The following is a 13,375-nucleotide window of genomic DNA, read 5'->3' as shown; positions in this document are numbered from 1 at the left end:
GGGCGGATGACAAATCCGTCAGGGGGCGGATCGTGAAAAAAATCCCGAAGCGCGGTAAACGCGCTTCGGGGAAGCCGTCAGGTTCAGCCCATGATACGGCGGGCGATCACCTGCGCCTGAATCTCGGCGGCACCTTCGAAGATGTTCAGGATGCGGGCATCGCAGAGCACGCGGCTGATCTTGTATTCCAGCGCGAAACCGTTGCCGCCGTGGATCTGCAGGCCGTTGTCCGCTGCGGCCCATGCCACGCGCGCGCCCAGAAGCTTGGCCATGCCGGCCTCGACGTCGCAGCGGCGGCCCTGATCCTTTTCGAAGGCCGAGAAATAGGTCAGCTGGCGGGCGACCATGATTTCGACGGCCATCATCGCCAGTTTCGAGCTGACGCGCGGGAAGTTGATTAGCGCCTTGCCGAATTGCTTGCGATCCTGCGCGTATTGCATCGAGATATCGAGTGCGGATTGCGCCACACCGACCGCACGGGCGGCTGTCTGGATGCGTGCGGATTCGAAGGTTTCCATCAGCTGTTTGAAGCCCTTGCCTTCCTCGCCGCCAAGCAGGTTCTCTGCCTTAACCTCGAAGCCGTCAAAGCCGAGTTCGTATTCCTTCATGCCGCGGTAGCCCAGCACCTCGATCTCGCCGCCGGTCATGCCGGGGGTCGGGAAAGGATCTTCGTCGGTGCCCGGTGTCTTTTCGGCAAGGAACATGGACAGACCCTTGTAATTGTCCGTCGACGGGTCGGTCCGCGCCAGCAGCGTCATCACATGGGTGCGGCTGGCGTGGGTGATCCACGTCTTGTTGCCGGTGATCTTGTAGGTCTCGCCCTCTTTCACCGCGCGGGTGCGCAGGGAGCCGAGATCGGAGCCGGTGTTGGGTTCTGTAAAGACCGCTGTGGGCAGGGTTTCGGCGGATGCGATTCTTGGCAGCCACTTCTGCTTTTGCTCTTCGGTGCCGCCGGCGATGATCAGTTCGGCGGCGATTTCCGAGCGTGTGCCGAGCGAGCCGACACCGATATAGCCGCGCGAGAGTTCTTCGGAGACGACGCACATCGACGCCTTGGAAAGACCGAAGCCGCCGTATTCCTCAGGGATCGTCAGGCCGAAGACGCCCATCTCGGCGAGCTCCTCGATGACTTCCATCGGGATCAGTTCGTCCTTGAGGTGCCATTCGTGGGCAAAGGGTTCGACCTTTTCCGCGGCGTAGCGGCGGAACTGGTCGCGGATCATCTCGAGCTCCTCGTCGAGGCCGGAGGCGCCGACTGTGGCATTGGCTGATTGTTCCTGCATCAGCTCGACAAGGCGCGTGCGCGCCGCCTGCGTGTTGCCGCGCTGGGTCAGCGCCATGATCGCGGGGTCCATCAGGTCGCGCTGGTCTTCCTGACCGAGGCCGAGATCCTGCAGGCGCACGATTTCGCCCTGATTCATCTGGATGCCGCCGTAGATCTGCCAGAGGTATTCACCGAATGCGATCTGGTGGATCAGGGCCTCTGTTTCGCCGAACTTGCCGTCGGCCTGAAGCGCCTCGGCCCAGGCCTGCATCTGGCGCAGGGATTGCGCGTATGTGGCCAGCCACGCAAGCCCGTGGGCGGCGGTCTGATTGGCCTCTACCAGCGCGTTGGACACGCGGCCGTCTTCGGTCACCATGCGCTTGACGCTTTGGCGGGCCTTTTCGAGAAGGGTTTCCACGGGGGCCACAGCCGCACCCGCCAGGGAAAGAAGATCGTCGAGCAGGATGGGTTCTTCGACTGTCAGCTGTCCGTCATGTGCCATTCATCATATCCTTTTCCGGTTGCCGCAGGGCATAGCCACTTTGCAGGTGCAGCGCAACAAACATACGTTTGGCTGCGTCAATTTGGACGAAAATTTCGCCCGCGATTAGAGGTGCGGCTGTCATCCTGCATGATATGTAGGGTCATGGATGCGATTTCACCCCTTATTTCCACGGCGGACCTCATCTTTGCGCTTATGGTCGCGCTGGTCGCGGGGTTTGTCAAAGGTGTCGTCGGATTCGCGATGCCTCTGGTGTTCGTGTCGGGGCTGACGATGATCATGGCCCCCGATCTGGCGCTGGCGGGGCTGATTCTGCCGACGCTGGTCAGCAACGGGCAGCAGGCGCTGCGGCAGGGGCCGCGTGCGGCAATCGAATCGACCTTGCGGTTCCGGACATTCCTGATCGCGGGCGGGTTGGCGCTGCTGGTGAGCGCACAGTTCGTGCGGATTTTGCCGGCGCAGGTGATGCTGTTGGTGATCGGCGGTCCGGTGACGTTCTTCGCGCTGCTGCAACTGGTGGGCTGGCGGCCGAAACTGGCGCGCAGGTCGAGGCCGCTCGAAGCGGCTGTCGGCGGTGTTGCCGGGGCCTTGGGCGGCGTTTCCGGCATATGGGGGCCGCCGACGGTCCTGTATCTGACCGCGCTCGATACCGCCAAGCACGACCAGATGCGTGTGCAGGGGGTGATTTACGGCCTTGGCGCGGTGGCCTTGGTGATTGCGCACGCCGTGTCCGGCGTGCTGCGGATGGAGACCTTGTGGTTTTCGGCCGCGTTGGTCGTGCCCGCCGGGATCGGGATGTGGGTCGGCGGGCGTATCATGGACCGAATCGATCAGACGGTGTTTCGCCGCCTGACCTTGCTGGTTCTGACCATTGCTGGTCTTAACCTGTTGCGTCGAGCAATCTGGGGTTGATCACCCGTGACGAGCAACCGTCATGCCCGACACATCCTCGATAAAGGTAACGATTCGCGTTTTGACGGTGTCGTCCTTGATCGCGGCAATGGCATTGACGATTTCCATGCAGTTGTCGTCTTTTGCCGATTTCTCTTCGCTCGTGTCATAAAGGCCTTCGAAGAAATAGGCTGGCGATACGTCGAAGATCTGCGCAAGTTCGAAAAGACGGCTTGCAGCGATGCGGTTAGAGCCGATTTCGTACTTCTGGATCTGCTGAAAAGACAGGCTTAGCCGGTTGGCAACATCTGTCTGAGACATTCGACGCAAGGTCCGAATTTGCTTCAGTTTCTGACCGACATGAACATCTACGGGATGGGCCATCTGTTTTAACCTCTGGTTGTGATGCCATAGTTCTCGGCAAATTAGCTTATTGGATCAATTGGATAGATTTATTCAATTTCCTGACATTTATGGTAACGTGATGGATGATATATGTTGCATTAATGGGTGATAAATTTAACAATTGATCTGTGAATAAACAAATGGACATAAAATCGGACTGCCGCGTGTCGCGCGGGTCACCGGCGCTTTTGCACGAAATGTTGCGGTCTTTCACCGTACTCGCCCGCACGTTGAATCTGTCGCAGGCCGTAGAAGAGCTGGGAAGTACCCGCCAGACCGTCCGGCGCCATATTTCGCAACTAGAAGAGGCAATTGGCGGCAAGCTGTTCGAGGTGGAGCACCGCCGCTACGCCCTGACTGAACTGGGTGAGCGCGCCACGACGCCCGCGCAATTGATCCTCGACAAGGGTGAAGCCTGGTACAACGGCAACTACGATTTCATCGGTGGCATGAACCGGTTCAGCCACGATGAACAGGACGGCTGGGGCTATCACCAGCAAGAGCAGCCGCTGAGCGGGGTCTGGGAGGGCCGGTCCGATCTGATGCGTGCCGCGGTGTGCGACTGGGCCACAGCCCAGGGGCAGCTGGAGCATCCGGCGATGCAGCGCATCCGCCCCTACATGATCGTCTACCGCGATTCGCTGGACAGCTGGATCTGTACGGAAATCGGCGAGAAATCATTTTACGCCAACTGGTTCGGTTGGGCGCAGGCCCGCAGCAGCGTGGGCCGGCCGCTTGACCAGTTTCCGGGCGGGGACCGTTTCGCCAACCTGATCAACATCCCCTTTGCCGACATCCAGTCGCGGCGGGGTCTGCGGCTGGATCAGGTGCTGTTGTATGTGCCGCGCAGCGATGGCGGTCCGCGCGACATGCTGGTGTTCGAAAGGCTTCTGATGGGCGGGCGCCTTCCCGACGGCAGCCCCGCGCTGATTTCCATCGTCGACCGGCCCTGCGACCTACGGATTACGGGTGTCGATCCGGCGGTTTTGGACGACATGCCGCTCAGCGCGGCCATCGATTTCCTATCGTAAGTTGCAATAAAGCATCCAATACGGAATTTTTTTGGTAGACTTTCCTTAACTGTAAAAGGAAAGGCCGACTCATATGTCTCTTGTTACCATGCCTCCGGGTGATCGCTTCATCGCAAGCAGTGCTGATATTCTGAATGAATACGGCATTGGCCTTGAGGTTGGATACGACTTCGAAATGTACAGAAAGCATCTGGCCAAGGCACGTCCGGATCACACGCTGGGGGCGCCGTTCGACCCGCTTTTGCAGGATATCAGGCCCGGTAACGCCTTCTGGATCATCGGTCGCAACCGCGAAGGTGATATTATCCACACACAGGCGCTGCGGATGCTGTCGCTGGCCGAGATGACCGTGGCGGATTATCTTGCCGCCAATTTCCGCGCCTTCCCGCCCTCTGATGTCGATCTGGATTTGCCACGGTCGCGGTATCGCGCAGGACCGGGGGCGCGGCGCATGACGGGGCAGGTGGCCTACCACGGCGAATTCTGGATCGGCGGCGCGGACAAGCAGTTCCGCGGGCAGGGCGTTTCCTGCGTTCTGGGGCGCTATGGCTTCTGGGAGGCGATCCAGCATTGGGATCCGGACCACATCATCGCCTTCATCCTCAAGCCGGTTGCCTTCAAGGGGCTGGTCGAGCGTGCGGGCTGGATGCATACCGATCCCTGCGCGCTGCGCTGGTTCGAGCGGGACAACGAGATTCCGATGGAAACCTTCATGGCCTACATGCACCGCGAAGACCTGAGTTTCCTTCTGGAGCTTCCGCTGCGCGAATTGTTCGCGATGGCTGCCTGACCCGCTAAACCCAGGCGAACAAAAGAAAAAGGCCGTTGAGCGGATCAACGGCCTTTTCCTTTGTGCGGGGGTCGGGCCTAGCCGATGGCGGCGGCGCGAACTTCGTCGTCGATATGCGGCAGATACTGTTCGAAGTTCTCGGCGAACATCGCGACCAGTTTCTGGACCTGACGGTCGTAGGCTTCGGGGTTGTCCCATGTGCGGCGCGGATCGAGCAGGATGTCTGCCACGCCCGGCACGGAGACGGGAACGTCAAAGCCGAAATTCTCGTCGGTGCGGAACTTGCCTTTCAGCAGGGACCCGTCCAGCGCGGCAGTCAGCAGTGCGCGGGTCGCCTTGATCGGCATCCGGCTGCCGGTGCCGTAGGCGCCGCCCGTCCAGCCGGTGTTGACCAGCCAGCAGGTCGCGCCGTGCTGGGCGATCTTTTCGCGCAGCAGGTTGCCGTAGACCTCGGGGCGGCGGGGCATGAAGGGGGCCCCGAAACAGGTGGAGAATGTCGGCTCGGGTTCGGTGACGCCGCGCTCTGTGCCCGCCACCTTGGACGTAAAGCCCGAGAGGAAGTGGTACATCGCCTGTGCCGGTGTCAGCTTGGCGATGGGGGGCAGGGTGCCGAAGGCATCGCAGGTCAGCATGATGATGTTCTTGGGGTGACCGCCGGTCGCCTTGGAGCTGGCGTTCGAAATGTAGTGCAGCGGGTAGGCGCAGCGCATGTTGGCCGTCAGCGAGTCGTCGTCGAAATCGAGTTCCTTGGTCTCTTCGTCGAAGACCATGTTCTCGATCACGGTGCCGAATTTCTCGGTGGTGGCGTAGATTTCCGGCTCGGCCTCTTCGCTGAGGTTGATCGTCTTGGCGTAGCAGCCGCCCTCGAAGTTGAAGGTGCCGGTATTCGACCAGCCGTGTTCGTCGTCGCCGATCAATGTGCGCGCGGGATCGGCGCTGAGCGTGGTTTTACCGGTGCCCGACAGGCCGAAGAAGATCGCGGTATCGACGGGGTTGCCGGTGGCGTGGTTGGCCGAGCAGTGCATCGGCATGATGCCCTTTTCGGGCAGCATGTAGTTGAGCAGGGTGAAGATCGATTTCTTGTTCTCGCCCGCGTATTCCGTGCCGCCGATCAGGATCATCTTGCGGTCGAAGTTCATCGCGATGACGGTTTCGGAGCGGCAGTCGTGCTTGGCCGGGTCGGCCTGGAAGCTGGGGCAGTTGATGACGGTGAAATCGGCGATGAAATCATCCAGCTGGTCGCGTTCGGGGCGACGCATCATGTGGCGGATGAACAGGCCGTGCCATGCCAGTTCGGTGACGAAACGGACGTTGATCGCGTGCTTGGGGTCGGCCCCGCCCACAAGATCCTGCACGAAATACTCGCGCCCCTGCATGTGGGCGAGCATGTCCTTGTGCAGCGCGTCGAACCCTTCGGGCGACATCTCGGCGTTGTTTTCCCACCAGATCGTGTCTTCGACATTCGGTGTGCGCACGACATGCTTGTCCTTGGGCGAGCGGCCCGTGAACTTGCCGGTGGTGACGAGGAACGCGCCGCCCTTGCCCAGTGTGCCTTCGTCGCGCTTGAGCGCGGCTTCGATCAAGGCGGGTTCGATCAGGTTGTAGTAGACATCGCCCAGCCCACTGATCCCTTGATCTTCGAGGCTGAATTTCGGGTTGACCCGTCCTGTTTGCATCCGGTGTCTCCTGTAGAACCTGCGCTGATGACGCGAGCGGAAATGAAGCAATTGCCGCAGGAGTTTCCGGCCTGCGGCGGGTTCACGATGCGGCCTCTTAACATGAGGTTTTGCGCAATGAACAGACGGGTTTGAACAGTTAGCGCCACCAAAGCGATGATTTGCGATACGCTCCACCAAGCGATGCAGGCAAGCCTGAGGCCAATCTGCGGGGCGGCCGGCGTTTTTGGGCATTTCCTCAGGATGTGCGGCAATTTAGCCATTCCGAAAGATTTTATGTCTGAAATGTGGCTGTTGCATGCGCTGATTCGCATTTTTCAATTGATTCGACCGCGAAAGGAGGCATCAATGGCGGAAAAAATAACAATCCATTGAGCAGTACAAGGAAACAGGCAGTGTCAAAAATTGCATTGGTGGACGACGACAGGAATATCCTGACGTCTGTCTCGATGACTCTCGAAGCCGAAGGTTTCGAAGTGGAAACTTATAACGACGGTCAGGCTGCATTGGACGCATTCAACAAGCGTTTGCCGGACATGGCCGTTCTCGACATCAAGATGCCGCGCATGGACGGCATGGATCTGTTGCAGCGCCTGCGCCAGAAAACGGCGATGCCGGTGATCTTCCTGACCTCCAAGGATGACGAGATCGACGAGGTTCTCGGTCTGCGGATGGGGGCCGACGACTATGTGAAGAAGCCGTTCTCGCAGCGTCTGCTGGTCGAGCGTATCCGGGCATTGCTGCGCCGTCAGGATGCTGTCGCCACCGACGAGGTGGGCGACACCGAAGAGACCAAGGTGATGGAGCGCGGCGATCTGCGGATGGACCCGCTGCGTCACGCGGTCTCTTGGAAGGGCAAGGACGTGTCGCTGACCGTCACGGAGTTCCTGCTGCTTCAGGCACTGGCCCAGCGGCCCGGTTTCGTAAAGTCGCGCGACCAGCTGATGGACGTGGCCTACGACGATCAGGTTTACGTGGACGACCGGACCATCGACAGCCACATCAAGCGGCTGCGCAAGAAGATGCGGTCCGCGGATGAAGAATTCTCCGCAATCGAAACGCTTTACGGTATCGGTTACAGATACAACGAAGAGTGATCCATTAAGATGGCACTGGCCGAAAGGAACTTCGTGCGCGATACGGGCCCGTCAAAACGGGATGCCGATGTTGTTCTGGGGGACGATTGGGTCGCACCGGACAGCGCGGCGCCCAACGAAATAAGGGTGCGCCGCGAACGGCGGGGCCTTTTTTCGTTGCGGGCGTCGCCGCTGACGCGGAAGATCATCACGTTCAATCTGATCGCGCTGAACGTTCTTGTCGCCGGTATCCTTTATCTGAACTCGTCGCGTGACAGTCTGGCCGTGCAGCGCGCCGCCTCGCTGGTGTCGGAGGCGGAGTTGATCGCGGATGTGATCGAGGCGCAGCTTCCGCGCGGGGGCGTGTCCGACATCGCGTCGGGACAGGACGTGAATGTCGAGGAAACGCTGGCGGGTCTGGACCTGCGCAGCGGCATTCAGGTTTTCGTCTACGACACCGGCGGCACCCTGATTTCGCGGTTCGAGGGCGCGCGGGACACGCTGTCTACAACGGGCCAGAACCAGGTCGAAAGCAAGACGGTGCTGACCGATGGTCTGTCGTGGTTGTGGAACGCGGTTTCGGCGCCGTTCTCCTGGGGCAGCGGCGCGGCCCTGACCATCGAGGAGCGGCTGAAGCCGGTCGTCGCCGAGAGCCTGACCAACGGTCCGCAGATCAAGGAAGAGCAGGATGAAGAGGGCGCGACGCTGCTTGCCATCGCGACCCCTATCGAACAGGGCGGTACCGCTGTCGGCGCCGTTGCCATCGCCTCTGCCAGCGGCGAGATCGACAGGCTGGTGCGCGGGGAGCGCGAGCGCGTCCTCCAGATGTTCATCATCGCAACACTGGTTTCGGTGGGGCTGAGCCTTGTGCTCGCCTCGACCATCGCCAATCCGCTGGCCGATCTGGCGGCCGCCGCGGAGCTCGGCCGCGACAAGAACGCGCGCAAGATGAACCCCGGCCGCATCCGCATCCCCGATCTGACCGGACGCCCGGACGAGATCGGCCGCCTGTCGGGTGCGCTGCGCGGGATGATCAGCGCGCTCTACAACCGCATCGACGGCAACGAACAGTTCGCCGCCGACGTCGCGCATGAGATCAAGAACCCGCTCGCCTCGCTGCGCTCTGCGGTTGGAACGCTGCGCATGGTCAAGCGCGAGGACCAGCGCGAAAAGCTGCTGGATGTGATCGATCACGATGTGCGCCGTCTGGACCGTCTGGTCAGCGATATCTCCAATGCCTCGCGCCTCGACAGTGAACTGGTCAAGGAAGAGGAAGAACCCTTCGATCTGCTGAACATGCTGGGTAATCTGGGGCAGTATCTGGGCGAGGACGCGAAATCCAAGGGCATCGATTTCATCGTCGATCTGCCGAAGAACCCGATCACCGTTCACGGTCTCGAAGCGCGGCTGGCGCAGGTTTTCGTCAACCTGATCACCAACGCGATTTCGTTCTGCGAAGACGGCGACGCGATCCGCATCTGGGCGCGCAAGCGCGACAACCGCGTGCTGGTGGTGGTCGAAGATACAGGCCCCGGCATCCCCGATCAGGCCCTGTCGAAAATTTTCAAACGGTTCTATTCCGAGCGTCCCGAACAGCATTTCGGAAACAACTCGGGTCTGGGGCTGGCGATTTCCAAGCAGATCGTCGAAGCGCACGGCGGCGTGATCTGGGCCGAGAATATTCGTCCGACTGAGGCCGACATCACCTCGGACCCGCTGGGTGCGCGGTTCGTGGTGGGCCTGCCCATCTGAGGGTGGGCATGCTGACGCTCCACGCGACCACAGTGGCCGTGGAGGGGCGTGCGGTGCTTGTCCGCGGGGCATCCGGGTCGGGGAAATCAGCGCTGGCGCTGCAACTGATCGCGCTCGGGGCCGCGCTTGTGTCCGATGACCGGACCAACCTGTGGGTCGAGGACGGTCGCCTCTGGGCCGCGCCGCCCGCCACCATCGCGGGCCGGATCGAGGCGCGCCACGTCGGAATCCTGCGGATGCCCTACCTCGCAGCGGCGGAAGTGGTGCTTGCGGTCGAAATGGACATCGCGGAGACCGACCGGTTACCGCCGCAGCGCAGCGTCGATCTGCTGGACAGGGAGCTGCCCTGTCTGCACAAGGTTGACGCACCCTATTTTCCTGCCGCCATTCGTGCCTATCTTAGCGGCAGTGGTACAGATCCCGAATGACACAGACAGAACCTAACCATCACCGCATTGTCCTTGTGACCGGCCCCTCGGGTGCCGGGCGCTCCTCTGCGCTCAACGTGCTTGAGGACGCGGGCTTCGAGGTGATCGACAACCTGCCCCTCCGGTTGATGCCCGCGCTGCTGGAGGCCGCCGCGCAGACCCGCCCGCTGGCGCTGGGCATCGATGCGCGCAACCGTGATTTCGCCACTAACGCGGTGATCGACCTCCTGGGCCAGTTGTCCGCCCGACCGGGCGTCGTGGCAGAGCTTTTGTTTCTCGATTGCAGCACCGACGTGCTGCTGCGCCGGTTTTCCGAAACCCGCCGCAGGCATCCCATGGCCCCCGCGGATCGCCCCGCCGAGGGGATCGAGGCCGAACAGGAGCTGCTGGCCCCCTTGCGCGGACGTGCGGATGTGCTGATCGACACCAGCGATCTCAACGTTCACGAGCTGCGCGCCGAGGTCGAACAATGGTTTGCCCCCGGCGGGAAGCGTCACCTTGCGGTGACGGTACAGTCGTTTTCGTACAAGCGCGGCCTGCCGCGGTCTGTCGACATGGTCTATGACTGCCGGTTCCTCAAGAACCCCTATTGGGAGCCGTCGTTGCGCGCCCTGAACGGCACAGACGCCCGCGTCGCCGAATATGTCGCGACCGATCCGCGCTATGCGTCCTTCGCGCAGCAGGTTCTCGACCTCAGTCTGCTGATCCTTCCGGCCTGTCAGGAAGAGGGCAAGAGCCACTTTTCCGTGGCGTTCGGCTGTACCGGCGGGCAACATCGTTCCGTGACCCTTGCGGAAGAACACGCTTTGCGCCTTGCGCAAGTGGGCTGGCAGGTGTCAATAAGGCACAGGGAAATTGCTGCACGGCAGCGTGAAGGAGCGCGAGAGACGTGATCGGTATCGTGATCGTGGCACATGGCGGATTGGCGCGGGAGTATCTCGCGGCGATCGAGCATGTCGTTGGGTCACAGAACGGGATCCGTGCGATCGAGATCCGCGCTGACCACGACCGCGACGCCAAGAAGATCGAGATCGCCGAAGCCGCCGATGCCGTGGACACCGGGCAGGGCGTTGTGGTGGTCACGGACCTTTACGGTGGCTCGCCCTCGAACCTCAGCCTGCCCGCGTGCAAACCCGCCGGACGCCGCATTCTCTACGGTGCAAACCTTCCCATGCTCATCAAACTTGCGAAAAGCCGCCACAGGCCCGTCGCGGAAGCCGTGCGTGCGGCGCTGGAAGCTGGTAAGAAGTATATCGACGCCCAAAACGTCAGCGCCGAATAAAACCAGCACGAAAGACAGAGCACCGCCATGCCGCGTATCACGCTTGAGATCGTCAACGAAAAGGGGCTGCATGCCCGTGCCTCCGCCAAGCTGGTGGAGGTTGTCGAAGGATTCGACGCCAGCGCCGAGGTCAGCAAGGACGGGATGAGCGCGTCGGGCGACAGTATCATGGGGCTTTTGATGTTGGCAGCGGCCAAGGGAAGCTCTATTGACGTCGAAACGTCCGGACCGGATGCCGATGCGCTGGCACAGGCGCTGTCGGCTCTTGTCGCGGGCAAATTCGGCGAAGGCATGTAGCACACGTGCAAGGAATGCCTGGGAGGGGAGTTGCTTGATCGACGAGTCGCATAGCTTGGCCAATCGTGACCGGAGCAGTGCCGAAAGCGGTCAGGTGAATTTCACCAAATATGATCGCAGCAGCCTGTCCTACGCGTCGACATTCGACGATCCGTGGAAAAGCCGCGTCATTTCGACCATCGAGCTGCTGACCGGCAAGCTGACCATCCTGCGGCTGATCCGCAAGTTCGAGCGTCGCGGCGCCCCCAGCGGGCAGGCGTTCTGGCGCGCGGCACTCGATACGATGGGCATCGCGTTGGAGACCCCGCAAGAGCAGCTTCAGCGGATCCCGGCGGAGGGGCCTGTCATCGTGGTGGCGAACCACCCGCACGGCATGGTCGACGGCATGATTTTTGCCGATCTGATCGGTCGGGTGCGGCCCGATTACCGGATCCTGACCCGCTCTTTGCTGACATCCATCGACGAGGTCGCCGGATCTTTCATGATCCCCGTGCCATTTCCGCACGATCCCGATGCGCAGCGCAAAGGGGTCGAGATGCGGGCAAAGGCGATGGCGCACCTCAAGGACGGGGGCGTGGTTGCGCTGTTTCCTTCCGGTGTCGTCGCCGCCTCCGAGACTTGGTGGGGGCCGGCGGTCGAGGCGGAATGGAACGTCTTTACCGCCAAGATGATCCGCCGGTCGGGCGCGACCGTGGTGCCGATCCGCTTTCCCGGACAGAATTCACGCGCCTACCAGATCGCGAACCGCGTGTCGCCGATGCTGCGGCAGGGCCTGTTGCTGCACGAGATCGTGCACAGCTGCAACAAGCCGCAGGCACCCATCGTGGGCCACCCGATCCCGCAGTCGGAAATCGACGCGCGCGCTGATGACCCGCGCAAGTTCATGGCGTGGTTGCGCGAAAAGACGCTGGCGTTGACAGACTAGGACGTTTTTCTTCCGGCCCCGGTTCGGTCCTGTCCATGGGGTGCCGAGGGCGGCGGCTGCTCCCCGGCATCCGCCCGCGCGCCGGTCAGCGCGTCGGAACGGGCACATCCCCACGGTAGTCATAGAAACCGCGCTGGGATTTGCGGCCCAGCCAGCCCGCTTCAACGTATTTCGTCAGCAGCGGGCAGGGGCGGTACTTGGTATCGGCAAGCCCGTCGTGCAGCACGTTCATGATCGCAAGGCAGGTATCGAGACCGATGAAATCGGCCAGTTCCAGCGGACCCATGGGGTGATTTGCCCCCAGCTTCATCGAGCTGTCGATGGATTGCACCGATCCCACGCCCTCATAGAGCGTATAGACGGCCTCGTTGATCATCGGCATCAGGATCCGGTTGACGATAAAGGCGGGAAAATCCTCGGCCGAGGCGGCGGTCTTGCCCAGTTTGTCCACCACGGCCTTGCAGGCATCGAAGGTCTCTTCGTCGGTGGCGATCCCGCGGATCAGTTCGACAAGCTGCATGACCGGCACGGGATTCATGAAATGGAAGCCCATGAATTTTTCGGGCCGGTCCGTCCGGCTCGCCAGCCGCGTGATCGAGATCGAGGAGGTGTTGGAGGTCAGGATCGTTTCGGGTTTCAGGTGGGGCAGAAGATCCTCGAAAATCGCCTGCTTGACCGTTTCGCGTTCGGTCGCGGCCTCGATGATCAGGTCCGATGGGCCCAGATCGGTCAGTTTCGAAGTCGTCCTGATGCGGTCGAGCGCGCCTTGCATGTCCTCTTCGGAAATCTTGCCACGTCCGACCTGACGCGACATGTTGCCCCGCATGGTTTCCATCGCGCGGCTCAGTGCGTCATCGCTGACATCGTTCAGCAGCACCTCGTACCCCGCGAGCGACATCACATGCGCGATGCCGTTGCCCATCTGACCGGCCCCGACGATACCGATTGTCCGGATGTCCATGTTTCTACGCCCTTTCACATTTCGCGCCACTCTAGGACGGAGCGGCGGGATGCCGCAAGGGCCGCAGGCGCGCAAAACTTTCCAAGATTTGCGCG

14 protein-coding genes are annotated in these 13,375 nt (G+C 61.5%); 10 read left to right on the top strand and 4 right to left on the bottom strand.

The window, feature by feature from the left end; translation table 11 throughout:
- Positions 1–83 precede the first annotated feature (83 nt).
- Positions 84–1,766 carry an acyl-CoA dehydrogenase family protein gene (locus ABMC89_RS09255; RefSeq protein WP_349567452.1) on the bottom strand — a complete coding sequence of 561 codons (1,683 nt, stop codon included), beginning with the start codon at positions 1,764–1,766 and terminating at the stop codon, positions 84–86.
- Positions 1,767–1,910: 144 nt separating this feature from the next.
- On the opposite strand from ABMC89_RS09255, the gene ABMC89_RS09250 reads away from it, so the two are divergent.
- The gene (locus ABMC89_RS09250) at positions 1,911–2,678 is read left to right on the top strand and encodes a sulfite exporter TauE/SafE family protein (RefSeq protein WP_349567450.1); all 768 of its coding nucleotides are present in this window, start codon (positions 1,911–1,913) and stop codon (positions 2,676–2,678) included.
- On the opposite strand, the gene ABMC89_RS09245 is transcribed toward ABMC89_RS09250, so the two are convergent.
- Complete coding sequence (locus ABMC89_RS09245) at positions 2,679–3,041, bottom strand: helix-turn-helix domain-containing protein (RefSeq protein ID WP_349567448.1); 363 nt, start codon at positions 3,039–3,041, stop codon at positions 2,679–2,681.
- A gap of 149 nt (positions 3,042–3,190) precedes the next feature.
- On the opposite strand from ABMC89_RS09245, the gene ABMC89_RS09240 reads away from it, so the two are divergent.
- Both ABMC89_RS09240 and ABMC89_RS09235 read left to right on the top strand, forming a co-directional pair.
- A complete protein-coding gene (locus ABMC89_RS09240) occupies positions 3,191–4,093 on the top strand; it encodes a helix-turn-helix domain-containing protein (RefSeq protein ID WP_349567446.1) in 903 nt (300 codons plus the stop codon).
- A 73-nt stretch (positions 4,094–4,166) separates the two neighbouring features.
- Positions 4,167–4,883, top strand: a complete 717-nt coding sequence (locus ABMC89_RS09235; RefSeq protein WP_349567444.1) for a hypothetical protein — start codon at positions 4,167–4,169, stop codon at positions 4,881–4,883.
- A 77-nt stretch (positions 4,884–4,960) separates the two neighbouring features.
- Here ABMC89_RS09235 and ABMC89_RS09230 read toward each other — a convergent pair whose 3' ends face one another.
- Entirely contained in the window at positions 4,961–6,559 is a 1,599-nt protein-coding gene (locus tag ABMC89_RS09230) for a phosphoenolpyruvate carboxykinase (RefSeq protein WP_349567442.1), read from the bottom strand.
- A gap of 395 nt (positions 6,560–6,954) precedes the next feature.
- Between ABMC89_RS09230 and ABMC89_RS09225 the strand changes: the two genes are divergently transcribed.
- The 7 genes from ABMC89_RS09225 (at position 6,955) to ABMC89_RS09195 (ending at position 12,319) form a co-directional block, all read left to right on the top strand.
- Complete coding sequence (locus ABMC89_RS09225; RefSeq protein ID WP_349567440.1) at positions 6,955–7,656, top strand: response regulator transcription factor; 702 nt, start codon at positions 6,955–6,957, stop codon at positions 7,654–7,656.
- A gap of 9 nt (positions 7,657–7,665) precedes the next feature.
- Entirely contained in the window at positions 7,666–9,387 is a 1,722-nt protein-coding gene (locus ABMC89_RS09220) for a sensor N-terminal transmembrane domain-containing protein (protein ID WP_349567438.1), read from the top strand.
- 8 nt (positions 9,388–9,395) lie between these two features.
- The gene (locus ABMC89_RS09215) at positions 9,396–9,815 is read left to right on the top strand and encodes an HPr kinase/phosphorylase (protein WP_349567436.1); all 420 of its coding nucleotides are present in this window, start codon (positions 9,396–9,398) and stop codon (positions 9,813–9,815) included.
- Positions 9,812–10,708 carry an RNase adapter RapZ gene (gene rapZ / locus ABMC89_RS09210; RefSeq protein WP_349567434.1) on the top strand — a complete coding sequence of 299 codons (897 nt, stop codon included), beginning with the start codon at positions 9,812–9,814 and terminating at the stop codon, positions 10,706–10,708. The genes ABMC89_RS09215 and rapZ overlap by 4 nt, the downstream gene beginning before the upstream one ends.
- Positions 10,705–11,097, top strand: coding sequence for a PTS sugar transporter subunit IIA (locus ABMC89_RS09205; RefSeq protein WP_349567432.1), 393 nt, complete (start codon positions 10,705–10,707; stop codon positions 11,095–11,097). The genes rapZ and ABMC89_RS09205 overlap by 4 nt, the downstream gene beginning before the upstream one ends.
- Before the next feature lie 27 nt (positions 11,098–11,124).
- Positions 11,125–11,394: an HPr family phosphocarrier protein gene (locus tag ABMC89_RS09200; RefSeq protein ID WP_349567430.1), complete on the top strand. Its 270-nt coding sequence runs from the start codon at positions 11,125–11,127 to the stop codon at positions 11,392–11,394.
- Between the two features lie 94 nt (positions 11,395–11,488).
- Positions 11,489–12,319 carry a lysophospholipid acyltransferase family protein gene (locus ABMC89_RS09195; protein WP_349567428.1) on the top strand — a complete coding sequence of 277 codons (831 nt, stop codon included), beginning with the start codon at positions 11,489–11,491 and terminating at the stop codon, positions 12,317–12,319.
- A gap of 85 nt (positions 12,320–12,404) precedes the next feature.
- On the opposite strand, the gene ABMC89_RS09190 is transcribed toward ABMC89_RS09195, so the two are convergent.
- Positions 12,405–13,280 carry a 3-hydroxybutyryl-CoA dehydrogenase gene (locus ABMC89_RS09190; protein WP_349567426.1) on the bottom strand — a complete coding sequence of 292 codons (876 nt, stop codon included), beginning with the start codon at positions 13,278–13,280 and terminating at the stop codon, positions 12,405–12,407.
- Positions 13,281–13,375: the final 95 nt, after the last annotated feature.

The sequence above is a fragment of the Sulfitobacter sp. HNIBRBA3233 genome (genome assembly GCF_040149665.1).
GTDB lineage: Bacteria > Pseudomonadota > Alphaproteobacteria > Rhodobacterales > Rhodobacteraceae > Sulfitobacter > Sulfitobacter marinivivus.
The sequence above is the reverse complement of the archived record's forward strand: the minus strand, read 5'-3'. Positions and strand labels throughout refer to the sequence as shown.